Genomic DNA, 17466 nt, shown 5'->3' with positions numbered 1-17466 from the left:
ACCATGTTGTGGGGTTACTTTATTGTCTGGCTTTTTAATCTGGCAGTGGCCAGCGTATCACCAGTTCAGCGCCGCCGTTCTGCAGGTTTCGGGCCTCAATACTGCCTGCATGCTGCATCACAATTTCCTGACAGAGCATTAAGCCTATACCGGAGCCATTGGCCTTAGTGGTATAAAAAGGCGTAAATAAGTTTTCCAGATTGGCAAAGCCGGGACCGTTGTCACTGACCTGTAAGATTTGCTGTTGCCCTTGGCAATAAGCGGCTACCTGAAGTATTGCATCGGGTAAATTCTGGCAGGCCTGTGCTGCATTCCTGGCCAAATTTAATAGCAATTGCCGAAGTTGATACGGATCCGCATAACAGTTTGTTGCTCCGGTATGTTGCAGCGGGATCGAACAGGTTAATTGCAGTTCATCAAGTATTTCTTTTAAATCGCACCATTCTGGTTTACTGGCGGGTAATTGCTGTAGCTGAGCATATTGATCGATAAAAGTGAGCAAGCGCTGGCTGCGAGCTTTAATGCGGTTCAATACTAAGCGGCTTTGCTGTTCTGGTAACTGTACTTGACTGAGTAAGGTTTCAGTCATCGATGCCATTGGCGTAAGTGAATTGCGTAACTCATGACTCAATACCCGAATTAACTGCCGCTGACTCTGTTTTTGTTGCTGATAGAGTGGATGACGAAGATCCAGCGCATAGAAAACCAGCTCACCATTTTTTTGCTGTATGGTCTGTTGTTGCCAATCTTGTATTAAGCTTGGATGATTTAAGGCGGGTTGTGCTGTAAATCCCAGGGCGGTTGCCTTGCTGCCTAAAATAAGAGGTAGTTTCAGGGCGTGGCTGGCAGCATTGTTAGCAAAAAGCAGGGTTTCTGCCTGGTCGAATACTAATAAAGGAAAAGGTAACTGCTGGGCAACCAAAGTGAGCAGTAAGCTTTGGTCCCGGTGGGGAGGGGGTTGAGCCAGTTGTTTAATCTCTTGTAATAACTGTTGATAAGCGTGCGGTAACTGCTGGGGATTTAGCTGGAAACAGGCAGCGTCTTCATTGAGGCTCTGGCAATAAATGACACTTTGCTGCAGTGGCAACTTTATTTTTAGGTATAACCAATACCACAATGCAGCCAGCGGCCAGCAAACAATAAAAAGGAGCGTGGCAACAGCCAGATTGCTCCAGCCAAGCAGTGCAAGCAGGCTGAGGCCAAGTAACACCGTCAGGCTACTAAAACAGATCACTAAGTACAGTGGCAAATACAGGCTCTGCATTATTCCTGGCCGCTAGACTGATATTTTTCCAGCCTGCGGGCTAAGGCATGCCGGGATATCCCCAGTAAGTCTGCCGCCTGCGAGAGTTGCTGACCACTTTGCGCCAGCGCTTGCTGGATAAGCTGCTGTTCCATCGCGGCTAAGTCCAAACTGCTTGTTGCAGATGGCGCTGCGTTCGTTCTCGTACTATAGGGCAAGGCTAAATGTGGCACATCCAGCGTGCTACTTTGGCTAAGTAATACTGCCCGCTCTAGTATGTGACTAAGCTCCCGGACATTACCCGGCCAGGAATATTGTTGCAGTGCCTGCATGGCCGCTGCGGTAAAACGGATAGGCGCTTTACGATATTTTTGGCAGAGTTGCTGGCAAAGCTGCGCTGCCAGCAGTGGCATATCGGCTTGGCGTTGCCGCAATGGCGGTAGAGTTAATACCAGAGTATTTAAACGATACAATAGATCTTGCCGGAATTGCTGCATTTGCACTAATTGCGCTAAATCAGCATTGGTGGCGCTGATAATGCGAGCGTTACTCTGTTGGCTATGACTGGAGCCAAGGGCTTCAAACTCTCCGCTCTCCAATACCCGCAATAATTTAGGCTGCAAATGCAGGGGGAGGCAGCCAATTTCATCTAATAATAAGGTGCCTTGATGTGCTAACGCAAAACGCCCTAAGCGTTGTTTGCGAGCATCGGTAAAGGCGCCTTTTTCATGGCCAAACAGCTCAGCTTCAAACAAGTTTTCTGGGATGGCGGCCATATTAACGCTAACAAAAGCGCCTTTATTTCGCGCAGATAGCAAATGAATGCGCTGTGCTAACTGAGATTTTCCAGTGCCATTTTCACCTAAAATCAGAATATTGGCGTCAGTTGCTGCCACCATTTTTACTAATTGTTCCAATTCCTGCATCGAGGGGCTTTCTGCAATCCAGTTGTTGGCTGCTGGCTCGGTCAATTGACGTAATTGTTGGTTTTCTGCGGCTAACGACTTTAAGGTTAATTGTTGGTGGACCACTTGCAATAAAAGCTGATTATTCCAGGGCTTCTGCACAAAAAATGCAGCACCCTGCTGCATGGCCGTTACGGCCAGCTCAATGCTGGCCCAGGCCGTCATCATAATCACCGGGATGCCACTGTCTTTTATTTTCCCAAGCAAGCTTAAACCCTCTTTACCAGAGGTGGTATCTTGCTGGAAATTCATATCCAGCAGAATTAACGCCGGTTGCTGCACCAGCACATCCAGAACTTGTGCTGGTGTGCTAACACTAAGCGTTTGATAACCAGCAGAGCTGAATAACAGCTCGAGCGCCAGACGGATATCGGCATCATCATCGGCAATTAAAATCGTTGCTGCCACAAAAACCCCTAACGGCTAAATTACAGTTCACGCAGAGTTTGCATCGGATCTTGCCGGATCACCTGCCAACTGGGTACTAATATACTTAGTAAAGCTACTGCGCCAAGCAGGCTATTTAACACAATAAACACCTTTGTTTCTAAGGTTGGTAAGATAGCATAGTTCAATTGTAATAGTTGATAGAGCCAGCTGGTAAAGATCGCACCTAATACCAGCCCCACTAATACTAAGGCACCGCTTTCTTTCGTTAACAACCACAATAAGCGCTGTTCGCTGGCGCCGGTTGCCATTCTTACCGCCAGCTCATAACGCCGCTGTCTGGCACGCATCTGGCTTACTCCCGCTGTACCCAGCAATGCCAGTAATAAGGTGGTAAAGCTAACGATGCAAATGATATAAAAATATACCCTGCTTTGTTTGGTCATAGCCTGCCATAGATCGCGCATGCCCCGGATATGTATTTCGTAATCCTGATAATCCTCAGCCAAAGCCGCTGTTACTTCGCCTTCAGATATTTGCAGTTGCTCAGGTAGCAGCAACACAAAGAAAAACATATTACTATGCATTACTTGAGAAAGGTTTTCATAAAGATGTGGAATACCGGCTCGCTGGTTTTTAATGTTGTCGACGATACCGGCAATGCGGTAATGACGATCTTTGTTATTGACGGTGAAGTTTTCACCTAAGGCACGTTCCGGTGTGCCGGGATAAAGTAAATTAGCAAAATTGAGATCAACAATAACCGATTCAACGGCCTCATCGGCAGTGAAATTTCTGCCATACAGGAGCTTAATACCAAACTGATCAAAGTAGTGTTCGTCAATCTCACTATAGGTGAACTGAATATCCATATTTCTTTCAGTCAGTTTAGCTTGGGCAAAGCGGATAGTGCGCGATATGGGTTGGCTCAGGCTATTGATTAGCTGTGCATGCGGAAAATTGCGTTTTAAGTCATGTTGTAATGTCTGGTATTGCTGCTTGAAAAAATCTATTTGTTGTTGCATTTCCTCAGCATTCGTCAGGTTCTTTATTTGTTTTGGCCTTATTGCCAGCTCATAACTATTGACTAACCTGAACCCTAAATTGGTATATAAATCCTGATAGCTATGCCAGGCCAAACCGGCGGTGCTACTAATTAAAATGGCTGATACGGTAAGTTGCACCACTAAAAGGGTTTTAATAAGCCAAGGGTTGTGTGCTTTGCCGCTGCCTTTGCCACTTTGTTTTAAGCTTACCGCTATTGCTGATACCTTAATACCAAGTGGTAAGCTAAAGCAGCAGAGTAACAAAACGCTGGTGATGGCTGCAGCGGCTAGGGTGGTGCTATTAACGCTGATCCCTTGCAACAGTGGAATGGCATCACCCACCAGCACGGGCAAAAAACGCATTAGCCACTGCGCAGCTAATAATCCGAGCAGTACAGCCGGCAAAACCAGACTAATATTTTCCAGTGCAATCAAGCCTCGTAACTTTGTGAGCGTTGCGCCGCTAAAAAGCTGCATGGCAAATTCATGCTGCCGGCTTTGATAGTGCGCCAATAAGACATTAGTTAAATTCAGGCTGGCAATAATAAATAGCCCAAGGGTAACGGCTAGTAACAGCCATAATAACTTTTGGCTATCACCGAGCAGGTAATTTCGGTAAGCATTTTGTTCAACATCGATTGTGATGGTACTGAGTACCTGCTGAACCATCTGAGGTAGCGCGGATTTATCTTCGTTAAACCAGTTGTTAAATTCTGTGGCAGAAGGTTGCTTACCGATGCTGCGTAATAGGATAGTTGCGTCAGTACCAAACATCATTTCCATATCATCACTACGCCAAACATCAGGTTCGAAGAATTGCCAAAGTTGTGCCGCTGTTATGTTATGGCTGTTAGGGATGCTGTAAAAATCGGGCAGTACGCCAGCAACAATTAATGGCTGTTCATGCAGTTTTAGCGTTTGGCCGATAACGTCAGGGCTGGCTGCAAAATAACGCTTCCATAACGTTTCAGAGATCCAAACTTGATTGTCAGCACTGACTGTAAGCGGTGTCTGGCCTTCTAATATCGGCAGCCCTAAAACCTCTAACAAGTTATTACTGCCAGTGAACAGGGTGCTATCTACACTTTGATCACTCACCATCAGTGTAGAAGTTTGTTCAGACGAGAAATAGCCCCAGTCACCATAGTGGGCGAAATAGCGCTGCAAACTGGCAAAACGCTGTTTATCGATCATATTCATTTGCACACTGCCAAAGCGGCCGTAAAGCTTTTGGATGCTTAATTGTTCAACCTGCTGAATATGAGGTAACGGTTGTACCATAATGCGATAGCTTAGCGTGACAACCACTAATACTGCTGCCAGGGTAAAACCCAAACTGATAATTACCGGCAAGCATAAGCGGGGTTGCTGATAGAGGCGCTTTAAGCCTAGTTTAAGATGCTGCAGCACCAACATTAGGCGACATCCTGTGTTTGTTGTTCGGCAACAATATGGCCATCAAGCATTTGTATTTGCCGGCTGGCAATACGGCTGTAACGAAAATCATGGGTAACCATTACTATGGTGGTGCCTTGCTGATTTAGCTGCTGTAGCAATTGCATAATGGCATCACCATTTTTGCTATCCAAATTTCCGGTGGGTTCATCTACTAACAATAATTGTGGTGAGCCTGCGAAAGCTCGGGCAATGGCAATACGCTGCTGTTGTCCACCAGATAGTTGGTTGGGATAGAAGCTTGCCCGGTGTGCCATATCAACCATATCCAAGCACTGATTGACTCGCGCGTTAACCTCTGCCCGTTTTATGCCGCGGTGCTGCAGGGGAAGTGCAACATTCTCAAACACGGTCATGGCATCAATTAAATTAAAAGACTGAAATACAAAGCCAAGATGCTGGTTGCGAATAGCAGTACGCTGATTACTGCTCAGTTTTTGCGTATCAATGCCAGCAAGCTGGTAATCACCCGCGTCTGCGATGTCCATTAAACCTAAGATGGTCAACAGGGTTGACTTACCACAACCTGAAGGCCCGGTAATGGCAATAAACTCTCCCGGATACGCCGTCAAACTGATACCTTGCAACGCTAGGGTGGCAATATCCAGATGTCGGAAGGCTTTCTCAATATTGTTAAGGATAATTAGCGGCTCTCTCATTTTAACTTCCTGTTTTCTCTATTTTAATTTAATAAATGGATACTGTTGCCACTCTGGTTTATCCATGGCAAGGAATTGTTCGTTGACGACCAGTCCGGCGGTAATCAGCAGTTGGCGGCCACTTAATTCGCCAAATTGCACTTCTCTGGGTTCGGCGCGATTTGTGGCGGTTTTCACAAATAGCCTTTGCGTACTATGCGGCTTTAATCCCGCTGTGTGTGTGACAAAAAGTGCGGCTGCTCTATGACCCAGTTGCACTTTGGCGGTAATGTTTTGTTGTGGCCGACTGCCTGCAGGCAGCTCATCGGGTAGTTGCACCTCTGCCAGCACACTACCCTGCTGCACCACGGCTTCAATACGGCTAATCTGGCCTTGTATTAAGCCAAAGCGGCTTTCAATGGTAACGTGGTTGCCAATATAAACCTGTTCAGCATGTCGCTGATTTAACAAAATGCGGGCGTTAAGCTGATGCTGACTGCCTACTCTGGCCAGTGCCTGACCTTTGTTAACGCTTTGCCCAAGTTCAACCTCCAGCTGTTGCAGATACCCTGCAATACCTGCGGTTAATTGCATACTGGCTTGTTGCTGCTGCAATAGCTGATAATCGCTGGTTAACTGCTGCAGCTGTAACTGCTTTTGTGCTAACTCGGCTTGTTGTAACAGTGCAAATTGTGTTTGTTTCTTGTGTTCAAATTCCAGCTGCTGACGGTGTTGCGTTACTCTTAAGCCGGCCCGCTGCAGTTCAATCCGCGCTGCTACACCATTGGCGGCCAGCTCTTCATTAACCCGTAACTCCAAATCTGCTTGTGCTAACTGGTTTTCCAGTTCAGCTGCTCGGCCTTGTTGCTCTAATAACTGGCTGCTTTGCTGGGCGGTAAAGGCCCGGATTTCGACCTGCATTCTCTGCATAGCATTCGATGCAGCAATAACCTGCTGATCCAGTTCAGGATTATCAATTCGAATAATAATGGTATTGGCGTCTACTTCACTTCCGGGCCGGTGCAGAATTTCTGCGATAATTCCCGAGGCTGGCGCAGTAAGCAAACGTTGGTGGCGCGAGAAGAGCTCACCTATTGCATCACTGTAAAGCGTTAAATCAGCTTGTTGTACAGTAGTTAGAGATACAGAATGGAGTGATACGGTGGGAACCGCAGGGCGCAATATTATTAACAGTAGCCAAAAACCAATAGCGGCGACAGTTGCTACAAGTAAATAGCGACGATAAGGTTTTTTAGCCGGTATTTTAATATCCATCAGCATTGCCAGTAACAAGGGTGCTATGCTTATGGAAGTTTTATGCCAAAAATTAAATTGATATTATTCAGTGGTTTATTTTTAGTTTCTGCGTAAGGTGCGCGATTTCGCGCTTGTGATGCGCTTAACTGCGCTAAGCGTGTCACTGTGCAGGCCAAGTCATAGCTTGGCCTGCTTTACACATTTAGCTTTTATCGACTAACACGGCAATAGCACCATCGCCGGTGACATTACAGGCGGTACCAAAGCTGTCTTGTGCCATATACAGCGCAATCATCAATGCTATGGCACCTTCGCCAAAGCCGAGCATAGTGCCGAGTAAACCCACCGCTGACATTACCGCACCACCGGGCACACCGGGCGCAGCCAGCATCACCACACCCAGGGTTAAAATAAACGGCAGCATGGTAAACAGCGATGGGATATCCAGGTTGTTCTGCATCATCATCACGGCTACGGCACAACTGACGATAGTGATGGTAGAGCCGGCCAGGTGGGTGGTGGCGCAGAGTGGCACGGTAAAGTTAGCCACGTCTTCTTTTACGCCATTGTTTTTGGTGGCCTGCAGCGATACCGGAATAGTGGCGGCGCTTGACATGGTTCCCAGTGCGGTAAAATAGGCCGGTAGCATGTTTTTAATCAGGCTGATGGGTGACTTGCCGGCTTTAATACCCGCTAACACAAACAGCGCAATTATCCATAACCAGTGCAATACCAGCGCCATTACCAGCACTATGCCGAAGGTTTGCAGGGTAACAAACACTGAACCTGCTGCCGCCATCTGGGCAAATACCCCGGCGATATACAGTGGTAACAGCGGGATAATGATTTTGGTCAGCAGCAGCTGGATAATATCGCGGCCCTGATCTGATAGCTGTTTTAATGATGTTGCCTGCGTACTGGCAATGCCTAAACCAAAGATAAAGGCCAGCGCCAGCGCGGTCATCACATTAAACACCGGTGGAATATTCATTTCAATATAGGGTGTTAAATTCACGCCATCAATATTGGCTAAATCGGCCGCGGCCGGCGCCAGCATGGGGATCACTAAAGCTGCAATTAAGAAAGCAAAGGTGCCGGCGGCAATCGTCGACAGATAGGCAATGCCTAAAGTACGGCCCAGCAACTTACCGGATTTTTGTGGCAGGGCGGCAATGCCGCTGGTAATAAAGAATAAAATCAGTAGTGGAATAGTAAAAAACAACAGTTGGCCAAACAGGGCTTTAAAAGTAATTAAAATTTGCGTTAGCCAATGCGGTGCATAAAGGCCAAGTAACATGCCCAGCACTATGCCGGCAATCAGTTTTAAAATTAGCGCCATAATTTTCTCTTATTAGTAATGGAACCCCAGATTATCGCGGCTGAGCATAGCATAAGTTGCCACAGCTGACTGCGCTTTGCTGGTCGGCTGTGTTTTAAGTGCTGTAAATCAACGCATTACCACAGCGTGATTTGTCAGTTTTGCCGGTAAGTCTTTTCGGTCAGATCCAGTGCAAAGCCCTGGTCATCCAGCAGTGTCAACTTCATCATTTTTTGCTCAAAGCGCAAATTATGTAACGCCAGGGTGGCGGGCAACTGATAGACAATCAGGGTGCCAGAACTGATAGACAAAATTTTGGTGGCAAGATCTGACTTTTCTGCCATCTGGCCAGTGACACTGTCACGTAAAAAACTGTGGCCGGTTATTTTCACAATGCCTGCCTGATAGTCGTCTACAGTGCCCAGGAAAAAACGATTCTCATCGTTGCTGAATAATCTGCGATAACAAATCAGTAAAAGATCTCCACTTTCCAGCATAATATGTTCCCCTTGTTATATTAACGATCGGTTTTGGTACAGTGCTTGCCAATATTTACCTTTACGCTCTGCAAACTCAGTTTCAACATAGTGTTTTAACCTGCGCCTGTCCTGTGGATGGTCTTTCAGTGCTGAACCCAGCAATACATGCAGCAGCAATTGGGCATCGGGTTGGGTCTGTTGGTAATAGTAAGCATGCGTATAGATAGCGTGGGCCACACTGACTGCCTCGGCAGTAGACATGGTGGCCCCGGCCAACCGGTCTGTACTGCGGCCATCCAGAGTCTGGCCATTGCGCAGTTCATGAAAAATGGTCGCCAGCACCGCAATCAGTTCGGTATCTGCGGTGATATTGATATTGTTGGCCGCCATCAGTTTGCTGGTTTCCCAGAAAATTACATCCATTTCATCGTCGACATGGCGGATAGGCTTAATATGCTCAAAACTAAGACGGCGTTTTAAGGCGGCACTCATGCGCTGCAAGCCTTCATCCACACTGTTGGCGCTGGCAATAATATTAAAGCCCGCTGTGGCATACAGGGTGCTTTCTGCAGCGGGCAATTCCGGCACTACCAGCATTCGTTCCGATAAAATAGATAAAATGGCGTCTTGCAGAGGTTGCGGACAACGGGAAATTTCCTCAAAGCGTAATACTTTGCCATCGCGCATCGCCCGGTATAAAGGAGTGGTCACCAGCGCTTCAACACAGGGCCCGCGCTGCTGCAGCAGTTGTGGGTTCCAGCTATACAACAGTTGATTAATGCTGCTAACGGCACCACCCTGAATGATTTGGGTGGAATCGGCACTGATGGCGGCGCTTAACAGTTCAGATAACCAGGATTTGGCAGTGCCGGGCTCACCGGTTAACAGCGCGCCGCGCTGAGTGCATAACGCCAGAATAATCCGGGTGACGACCCCGGGTTCAGCAACAAATTTGCGCTCAATTGACAGTTCGGCATCGCCGCAGATAAATTTCTCAACCGCCACCGCCGACATAAACCAACCGGGCGGCACCGGGGCACTATCGGCCTGCTGCAGCCGCTGTAACTCGGCCGCATAGTGTTGCTCTGCTGGCTTTTTCTGGGTTTTCGCATTTGTCATCATAATTGCTGTACTCCGCCTCTGTGCTCAGGCGCCATTCGCTCCTGCAGCAGCACCTTTGGTAACTCGTGTAGCGGAATAATGCCGTCTATTACCAGGTTCAGCGCGCTGTCGCGCATAGTGATCATACCGGCGTCCAGCGCTTGCCAGCGTAATTCGCTCGCAGTGTTTTCTCTGGAAATCGCATTGCGAATGTCGGTATTCATCAGCAAGAATTCGACCACGGCAATCCGGCCAAGCGTGCCTCTGCCGTGGCAGCGGCTGCAGCCTGCGCCAGCAAAGCAGCGGAAATTGCCGGGTACGCCATCGGGGAACAATTCGCCGAGGATTACCAGATCAGGCTCGGCGGGTGCCCGGCAATCCGGACAAATGCGTTTGGCTAAGCGCTGGGCAATAACTGCCAGCAATTCACTGGCGATAGAGTTGGGGTGTATATTCAGATCTTTCAGGCGCTGAATGGCATCAACAGCATCATTGCAGTGCAGGGTCGATAACACCAGGTGACCGGTTTGCGAGGCTCTGGCCGCTTCCAGCGCTGTGGGGTGGTCTCGGATTTCACCAACCAGTATCACGTCGGGATCCTGGCGCACAAAAGCGCGCACGGCGTCGGGGAAATCAAAGCCAATATCTGCGCGTACCCGGGTTTGCTGTACCTTGTCTATCGAGTACTCAATCGGGTCTTCAACTGTAATTACTTTACGTTTGCCATCGTCTGCCAGCTCTTGTAGGCCGGCATACAGGGTAGTGGATTTGCCGGAGCCGGTGGGGCCGACCACTAACACCAGCCCGGCCGGATTATTCAATAAGCGTTGATACATGGCGGCTACCCGTGGTGACATACCCAGATCTTGCATGGTCATGGCCCGGCCGGTATGTTTCAGCAAGCGGATAACCACATGTTCCGCATGCAGAGACGGCTGCGTTTGCACCCGTAAATCATACAAATGCTTGCCTTGTTTTACCTGGCTGCGGCCGCCTTGTGGCAAACGTCGCTCTGCAATGTCCAGCTCTGCGCGAATTTTGATCACATTAATCAGGCCAGCCAGCTCTGACATGCTGACCTGAAAATGGGTTAGATCATGCAAGTCGCCATCAATTCTCAATCTTACCCGGGGTGTATTTTGATAGCACTCAAGGTGAATATCACTGGCGTGCTCGCTAACCGCCTCCAGCAACAATGCTTCGTACAGCGATACCAGATAAGGATTAACCGGGCTGGGCAGAGCGTCAGCTGCCGTATCTTCAGGATGGGTTTTACTGACAAGGCCAGATTTATGCTGTGCCTTAGCGCTCACTTCCAGCTGTGTCCACAGCCGGCGGAAATCCTCTGGGGTCACCAAAACACAGTGGATTTTGCCATTGCCATTCATCACGGCCAGTTCGGCTAAATCCGCATCCGGATTATCTGTCACTACCGTCATCCGGTTGCCCTGTAAAGTGACAGGCAATGCCCGGCTGCGGTCAAGAAAAGTACGCGAAAAGTGGTTAAATAAGCTACTGTCAACTTGCTTGATCAGGCTGTCAAAATCGATAAAAGACAGTTGGCGCTCTGCTGCCATCGCTTCGTATAAGTCTTTACTATGCTGTTGAATTTTTCGGTTAAGAGCGTGAGCAAACAGCTCATTGTTTCGTTTTGCATCCAGTTTTGCTTCAGCCAGCATAGCGTCATCAGCGTAGCCAAGGTCTATTACCATATCCGCCAGGCGGCGGCTGAAATCAATCCAGCCCAGTTTATGCTGGCGGATTAATGTGACGTGCTGCTTCTGATATAGCACGAAATTTGAAACATGGTCTTTTTCATCTTCGATCACCACCAGCAAACCGTTTTCAGTCAGTAAAGGCACCAGCTGCTCGTAGTGTGACAACAAACAGGTAGCCAGAATAAGCTGGCAAGGCTCACTTACCCCGATGCCGTCGTTAACATCCGCCAGCACCAATTGAATATTGTTAATACCTAAAGTGGCAAAGCGCTGACTGGCGTCACGGATTAGCCTGGCATCGCGCTCTACCGCAAATACTTTTGCAGCTAACCCAGACAGCACGGCGCTAAGGTAACCGGTACCTGCGCCGATGTGCATCACATTGTGCTGCGGTTTAATCTCAGGTAACAACTGTAAAATACGTTGTACCGCAGCCTGAGTTGGCATGCTGTGGCCAGAAACCAGTTCGGCATTTTGCGCTGTGCTGACAAAAAGCTGTCGTGGAATTTGCTCTGTTATCTGATTGTTGACAGGTATCATAGGCGGCTCTTTCACTGCAGGACTTTGCTGATATGTAGTGTAGCGCCTGGCAAAGTGCAAGTTTTTACTTTGCATCAAATTATACTGAATAATCTGTCTTACTTAATTATTCTGGTTGCTGGCAGATGCTGCTTAAACCACGACTGTATCGCGGGTAACTGGTTAGGGTTTTTAAGTAACATCAGACGTCCTGTCAAGTAATGCGGCGAGCGCTAACAATACCGACTGTTTCGGTAGTTGCAACTGCTGAGAAGCCATTGCCAGTTGCTCCAGTTGTGGCAGCAACTGCTTTAGCCTAGTCTGCTCACTTTGCCCCGTTGACGCCTGTGCCGCTATCATCATCGGTTTGCCGCGCTGGCGCTCCAGCACGCCTTCGGCTTCCAGCAGGCTGTAAGCTTTAGAAATGGTCATTGGGTTTACTGCATATTGCGAAGCCAATTCCCGTACCGAGGGCAATGCATCACCCGCTTTTAGCTGGCCGCCCGCCACCATCCGTTTAATTTGCTCGGTAAGCTGGCGGTAAATTGGCTCGCCGCTATTGGGGTTGATACTAAACATGGCGCCTCCTGATGTTTGTGGCTTTATGGCTGTAGTCCCGAATTTTCCAGCGTTTTGCGGCAAAATGACGCAGCAGTAAAGTCGCAAACAGCAGGCTTAGCAGGCTATAAAGTTGTACCGATTGTGACGCTGAAAAAAGCTGATAAGCGGATGTACTGTAATAAAGAAAGGTCAGCGTAAAACCGGTTTTAGTATTGTTTGGGAAGCACAGCAATAAATAAGTAATAAACAAAAGCTTACTTAGCAGTAATCCACTACTGAGTAGTAAAAGAGGATTTTGTGGTTGCCAGAAGTAAAGCAACAGCAGCACCGGCAGGCTGAAAATAACTAACTGGCTTAGAAAATGGCGCTCATAAAAATAGAATAGTTGTTGTCTGGATACCGGCAGGTACAGCCAGGCTGCTTTGGTTCTGCCAGTTGCAGAATCAATAGTGTATAGCCAGTAAATAAGGGGAACCAGAAACAAAAGCTCGTTCAGCACTTTCCAGTCAAGTACAGGAAACCATTGCCAGCTGCTGTTAAACCAATAATACACTGCGCTTTGCAGCAGAGGAGCAGCGGCACAAACTGCTGAAAATACCAATAAGCGAACGAGTGGCCGGGCATTACACTGAAACAGATAGCTGGCCGCCAACGTTGGCTGAAATTTAGGGATGGCGCGCCAGCGAAAACGCCACAAATGCTCAGATTGTTGGCGGCCTGTGCTGCGCCGTTGCCCGGAAAGTTTTGGCAAATACACCGCCGCTATCAGGCTAAGCGTGTAAAACAGGATCATGGGTAAAGGCTGTGCTACCGGTACTAACCAGCTCGTTTGCAAAAACCATTGTGGATTAAACATCACCAGCCACACCGGAAAGATAACCAGCCCGGAGGCGGAGCTGCGGCCTTTATCAGCAAATACGATGGTATGCAGTAACAGATGGCTACAAAATAAGGTGAGTAACGCCTCCGGATACGGCAGCGCCGTATACTGGACAACGCCCGGTGAGCAGAGCAGGGTTATCACGCTGACCAGCAAAAAAGGTAGCAGAGTTGTTTGTGCCTTGCTCAACAATAGCCGGCCGTAACTGCTGGTTATTAATGCCGCTATTGCTGGTAACAAACGCAGATAGTAATACAAAAATAAAACAACGTTTGCCACGTATAAACTGGCATTGTTGACAAAACCCAGGATCCAGAAAAAAGCGATGAAATACCACCAGCCAACGCTCATTTCAAGTAGCGTCAGCATCCGGGAAAGCTGGGTAAATAGCGGCGGAAATTTAAGCGTTGTCATTAAAGGCTCATCCTTAGCATTCATGCAACTCCAGAAAAATATCTTCCAGATTCAGCTGTTCCACCCGGATTTGCGCCTGTAGTTGCTGTGCTAAGGTTGTTAGCTCGGCATCCTGCCAGTTTTGTACTGTTACAGTCGCCACATTGCCTTGTATCCGCTGGCGCAGCATATGGGGCAGGCTTAGCGGCCCGGGAAAAGGCTGCTGTGCACTGATATGCAACCGAACTACGGATTCTTTCAGGGTATCCAGCTCGCCTTGCCAGGCAAGTTGGTGATCTTTTAACAACCAAACCTGGTTCGCAACTCTTTCCATATCGGTGACGATATGAGAGGAGAAAATAATGACACTTTGCTGATCCGCTGCAATATTAACCAGTTCCGTTAAAAATTGGCGGCGGGCTATCGGATCCAGGCTGGCGACGGGTTCATCCAGCACCAGTAATTGAGGCTTATGGCACAACGCCAGAATAATCGCCAGTTTCTGGCGTTGTCCCACCGACAACTTACTGATCTGTTTCTGTAACGGAATTTCCCAGCTTAGACACAGCCGCTCACATAACGTCTGATCCCAGTGCGGTTGAAAGCGGGCAAACAGTTGTAAATGTTCATCCGCGCTTAATTGATCCAGCAATTCATCCTGCTGTGGCACAAAGCCGATAAGTTGCTTTTCTCTGGTTGCAATGTCGGTGCTAAGGGTGCCAAACAGCCGCACTTCGCCTTGTTGGGGTAAGGCAAAACCAAGAATAGTTTCCAGCAAGGTGGTTTTGCCGGCGCCATTTTTTCCTAGCAGGGCGATAACATCACCCGGCTTTACCCGGGTAGTGATATTTTCCAGAATAACTTTATTATCGTACTTACGTTGTAACTGAGTTATCTCAATAATGTCGGGCATATCCCTGTCTCCAAAAATGAACTGTATTAATACACTAATACAGTTTATTTTGAGACGCAAGCAGGATTTCAATAAAAATACCAACAAAGTCACAGCGCTGTGCGGTGCTTTTGGGTTAACAGGTGCTGATTCAGGTTATACTAAGCTACACCGGTTACCGTGTTACACCGAAAATGTTGTTTAACAGGAAATACTTATGCGTATAGTTTTTGGTTTGATGTTTATGCTAGTGCTGGCCAGCTGCGCCCAGCTTGGTTCGTTATCAACCTACAATGTTAGTGAAGCCGATTTAGAACAGATGCTTAGCGCGCAGCTACCAAAGTTAACCCGCCAGGCCGATGTGGCCGGTATTCCGCTGAAAATGGCGGTGGATAAAATGCAGGTGGCTATTGGCCCGGACAATAGCGATTTGGTGCGGATCAACACCGACGCCACTGCGGTATTGTCATTATTTGGTTTAAGTTACCCGGCTAACTTAAAGCTGCAAATTGAAGGTGCGCCTTATTATGATGCCACTGAAAAAGCCATTTTTATCCGCTCGGTGAAATTGCTCGATAGCAGCATTGAAGCGGCCGGCTATCGCGGCAATTTAGCCCCGGTGAGTAATGAGTTATTGCAACTGGTTAATGGCTATCTGGCGTCTAATCCGGTGTACCGGCTTGACCAAAGTAACCCCACCATTAAATTGCTGACCGCAGTGCCGTTAAATATGGCGGTACAACAAGGCAGATTGGCGTTTAGCCCCAGCAGCCAATAACGGCTGCTGATTTAATACAGATCCCGGCGGTAGCGGCCTTGTTGCTGCAGTACGTTAAGCGGGCTGCTGCCCAAAATGTCGGTTAACACCGAGTGCACGGCACTACCCATGCCCAGCAGGCTGCCACAAACGTATATGGCGCCGCCTGCGTCAACCAGCTCACGTACGGCTGTGGCCTGTTCCGCCAGGCAGTGCTGCACATAACGTTTTGCTGCCTGATCCCTGGAAAACACCAGCTGACAGCGGCCAATAAAGCCTTGCTGCTGCCAGCGCTGAATATCCCGGGCAAAGAAAAAGTCAGTTTGCTGGCTACGCTCGCCAAAAATAAGCCAGTTGTTGGCCTGCTTTCTGGCGATCCGCTCGGCCAGTAAGGCGCGAATACCGGCGATGCCGGTGCCATTAGCGATAAACAGCAGCGGCCTGTCGTCAGCCGGCAGCTGAAAATGGCTGTGCCGGCGCAGTTGCAGCTGAAAAGGTTGCTGCTCGCTCAGCCAGCTGGTCAGCCAGCCAGAACCTATGCCCAGAGTGCCATCTGCGTGGCTTGCCTGGCGCACCAGCAGAGTCAGCTGACCTTCGCTGGGGATCGATGCAATAGAATAATGGCGCAGCGGTAACTGTGGTTGTCGGGCCAGCCAGGGCTCCAGCGCTTCGCCCTGTGCCGGCGGCGTAACCCCGGACAAGGCTAACTTAGCCAGCGCACAACACAGCGGCATAGGCTGGCCCAGATAATGAACTTGCTGACAGCCATACAACTGATGGCGGGTAAGCCATAGTGCCACATCGCATTTGCTGTTCTGTGGTTGCACGGCAACAATATCGCCGGCCTGCCATTGGCTGTCTGGTTCAACCGCCAGTTTAATCACATAACAGGGCGCGCCCTGGCTGCCTGGGTTAGCCAGATAGCGGCTGATCAGCTTGCTGGGTAGCCAGCGGGTTTGCTCTGGCAAAATTAATTCTGTGCTTGCTGTCGTGTCTGTGGGCTGCTGGCCGGTAATGCTGGCCAGTAGCTGGTGCCATTGCTGCAATGCGCCGTTGCTATTACGCTGGCTGTCCAGTTCGGTTACTGCCTGCAACGCCCGGGCCTGGCGCTGACAAAACCATTGATGCAGCCAGTGGCCAAAGCCACAAAATTGCTGATAGCTGCGATCGCCCAGCGCCAGAATAGCAAACGGTAATTGCGGTAATGCCTGTTGCCAACCGCTCGCTTGCTGCTGGAATTGCAACGCATTGTCAGGCGCTTCGCCCTCACCATAGGTACTGACCACCAGCAGTGCGCCGCTATATTGCCCAAGCATGGCCGGGTTTAGCTCGTTCAGGCTGCGCAGGCTGCAGGCAATACCGCAGGCATTGAACTGGCGGGCCGTTTGGCGGGCCAGCTGCTCGGCATAGCCGGTTTGGCTGGCATAACCAATTAACCAGGGGGGCTGGGGGGAAGTAAGCTCAGTCGGCGGGTTGTCAGCGCTTTGTTGTTGGCTGCTAAGCCAGCCGCGACAGATTAATAGCAGGCTGCTGACGACACTGCCGGCGGCGAGCAGGGCGTCAAAGCGTTGCTGCACGCTGGCGCTGTTTAAATACAGCACTGTGCAAAGTAGCAGCACGGCCAGCAGCAGCGTTTGTTCCAGCCATTGCCAGAAACTGGCTTGCGCAGCGCTTTGCTGACTACCAATAATATTACTGGCCAGGGTAACCAGATAAAAGTAGCCCAGCAATAGCGGTTGCGCCACAAGGTCGCGGTAGCCCAGCCACCAGACAGGCAACAGAGCCGCCAACAACAGACAGCTTTTATCCAGCAGGGTTAACCAGCGCCTGAACATCATCACCTCAAAGCCGCAGCCA

The 17466-nt window shown here is 49.1% G+C and carries 14 protein-coding genes; 1 reads left to right on the top strand and 13 read right to left on the bottom strand.

Annotated features, from left to right (window positions below):
• Positions 1-34: 34 nt before the first annotated feature.
• The 12 genes from WG68_RS07905 to WG68_RS07850 form a co-directional block, all read right to left on the bottom strand.
• Complete coding sequence (locus tag WG68_RS07905) at positions 35-1264, bottom strand: sensor histidine kinase (RefSeq protein ID WP_046557128.1); 1230 nt, start codon at positions 1262-1264, stop codon at positions 35-37.
• On the bottom strand, positions 1264-2616 hold the full coding sequence (locus tag WG68_RS07900; RefSeq protein WP_046557127.1) for a sigma-54-dependent transcriptional regulator: 1353 nt from the start codon (positions 2614-2616) through the stop codon (positions 1264-1266). Before WG68_RS07900 ends, WG68_RS07905 begins: the two co-directional genes overlap by 1 nt.
• 20 nt (positions 2617-2636) lie before the next feature.
• Entirely contained in the window at positions 2637-5057 is a 2421-nt protein-coding gene (locus tag WG68_RS07895) for an ABC transporter permease (protein WP_046557126.1), read from the bottom strand.
• On the bottom strand, positions 5057-5755 hold the full coding sequence (locus WG68_RS07890; RefSeq protein WP_046557125.1) for an ABC transporter ATP-binding protein: 699 nt from the start codon (positions 5753-5755) through the stop codon (positions 5057-5059). The genes WG68_RS07895 and WG68_RS07890 overlap by 1 nt, the downstream gene beginning before the upstream one ends.
• A gap of 18 nt (positions 5756-5773) precedes the next feature.
• Positions 5774-7009: an efflux RND transporter periplasmic adaptor subunit gene (locus WG68_RS07885; RefSeq protein WP_046557214.1), complete on the bottom strand. Its 1236-nt coding sequence runs from the start codon at positions 7007-7009 to the stop codon at positions 5774-5776.
• Between the two features lie 184 nt (positions 7010-7193).
• On the bottom strand, positions 7194-8330 hold the full coding sequence (locus tag WG68_RS07880; protein ID WP_046557124.1) for a dicarboxylate/amino acid:cation symporter: 1137 nt from the start codon (positions 8328-8330) through the stop codon (positions 7194-7196).
• A gap of 134 nt (positions 8331-8464) precedes the next feature.
• Entirely contained in the window at positions 8465-8806 is a 342-nt protein-coding gene (locus WG68_RS07875; RefSeq protein ID WP_046557123.1) for a hypothetical protein, read from the bottom strand.
• A 15-nt stretch (positions 8807-8821) separates the two neighbouring features.
• A complete protein-coding gene (locus tag WG68_RS07870; RefSeq protein WP_083981827.1) occupies positions 8822-9910 on the bottom strand; it encodes an ATP-binding protein in 1089 nt (362 codons plus the stop codon).
• Positions 9907-12147, bottom strand: a complete 2241-nt coding sequence (locus tag WG68_RS07865) for an ATPase, T2SS/T4P/T4SS family (RefSeq protein WP_046557213.1) — start codon at positions 12145-12147, stop codon at positions 9907-9909. The genes WG68_RS07870 and WG68_RS07865 overlap by 4 nt, the downstream gene beginning before the upstream one ends.
• Positions 12148-12318: 171 nt before the next feature.
• Complete coding sequence (locus WG68_RS07860; protein WP_046557121.1) at positions 12319-12705, bottom strand: GntR family transcriptional regulator; 387 nt, start codon at positions 12703-12705, stop codon at positions 12319-12321.
• A complete protein-coding gene (locus tag WG68_RS07855) occupies positions 12698-13981 on the bottom strand; it encodes a hypothetical protein (RefSeq protein WP_152663056.1) in 1284 nt (427 codons plus the stop codon). Before WG68_RS07855 ends, WG68_RS07860 begins: the two co-directional genes overlap by 8 nt.
• 13 nt (positions 13982-13994) lie before the next feature.
• A complete protein-coding gene (locus WG68_RS07850; RefSeq protein WP_046557119.1) occupies positions 13995-14873 on the bottom strand; it encodes an ABC transporter ATP-binding protein in 879 nt (292 codons plus the stop codon).
• 196 nt (positions 14874-15069) lie between these two features.
• Between WG68_RS07850 and WG68_RS07845 the strand changes: the two genes are divergently transcribed.
• Entirely contained in the window at positions 15070-15630 is a 561-nt protein-coding gene (locus WG68_RS07845) for a DUF1439 domain-containing protein (protein ID WP_046557118.1), read from the top strand.
• An 11-nt stretch (positions 15631-15641) separates the two neighbouring features.
• Here WG68_RS07845 and WG68_RS07840 read toward each other — a convergent pair whose 3' ends face one another.
• Complete coding sequence (locus WG68_RS07840; protein WP_052749009.1) at positions 15642-17447, bottom strand: flavodoxin domain-containing protein; 1806 nt, start codon at positions 17445-17447, stop codon at positions 15642-15644.
• Positions 17448-17466: the final 19 nt, after the last annotated feature.

Source organism: Arsukibacterium ikkense (genome assembly GCF_000987775.1).
Taxonomy (GTDB): domain Bacteria; phylum Pseudomonadota; class Gammaproteobacteria; order Enterobacterales; family Alteromonadaceae; genus Alishewanella; species Alishewanella ikkense.
This window is presented reverse-complemented; position numbering and strand designations above follow the sequence as displayed.

Coding starts and splice junctions, on each gene's coding strand:
- WG68_RS07840 (WP_052749009.1), bottom strand. CDS start 17,447: ATGATGTTCAGGCGCTGGTTAACCCTGCTGGATAAAAGCTGTCTGTTG.
- WG68_RS07880 (WP_046557124.1), bottom strand. CDS start 8,330: ATGGCGCTAATTTTAAAACTGATTGCCGGCATAGTGCTGGGCATGTTA.
- WG68_RS07860 (WP_046557121.1), bottom strand. CDS start 12,705: ATGTTTAGTATCAACCCCAATAGCGGCGAGCCAATTTACCGCCAGCTT.
- WG68_RS07845 (WP_046557118.1), top strand. CDS start 15,070: ATGCGTATAGTTTTTGGTTTGATGTTTATGCTAGTGCTGGCCAGCTGC.
- WG68_RS07855 (WP_152663056.1), bottom strand. CDS start 13,981: ATGACAACGCTTAAATTTCCGCCGCTATTTACCCAGCTTTCCCGGATG.
- WG68_RS07870 (WP_083981827.1), bottom strand. CDS start 9,910: ATGATGACAAATGCGAAAACCCAGAAAAAGCCAGCAGAGCAACACTAT.
- WG68_RS07905 (WP_046557128.1), bottom strand. CDS start 1,264: ATGCAGAGCCTGTATTTGCCACTGTACTTAGTGATCTGTTTTAGTAGC.
- WG68_RS07885 (WP_046557214.1), bottom strand. CDS start 7,009: ATGGATATTAAAATACCGGCTAAAAAACCTTATCGTCGCTATTTACTT.
- WG68_RS07865 (WP_046557213.1), bottom strand. CDS start 12,147: ATGATACCTGTCAACAATCAGATAACAGAGCAAATTCCACGACAGCTT.
- WG68_RS07850 (WP_046557119.1), bottom strand. CDS start 14,873: ATGCCCGACATTATTGAGATAACTCAGTTACAACGTAAGTACGATAAT.
- WG68_RS07875 (WP_046557123.1), bottom strand. CDS start 8,806: ATGCTGGAAAGTGGAGATCTTTTACTGATTTGTTATCGCAGATTATTC.
- WG68_RS07890 (WP_046557125.1), bottom strand. CDS start 5,755: ATGAGAGAGCCGCTAATTATCCTTAACAATATTGAGAAAGCCTTCCGA.
- WG68_RS07895 (WP_046557126.1), bottom strand. CDS start 5,057: ATGTTGGTGCTGCAGCATCTTAAACTAGGCTTAAAGCGCCTCTATCAG.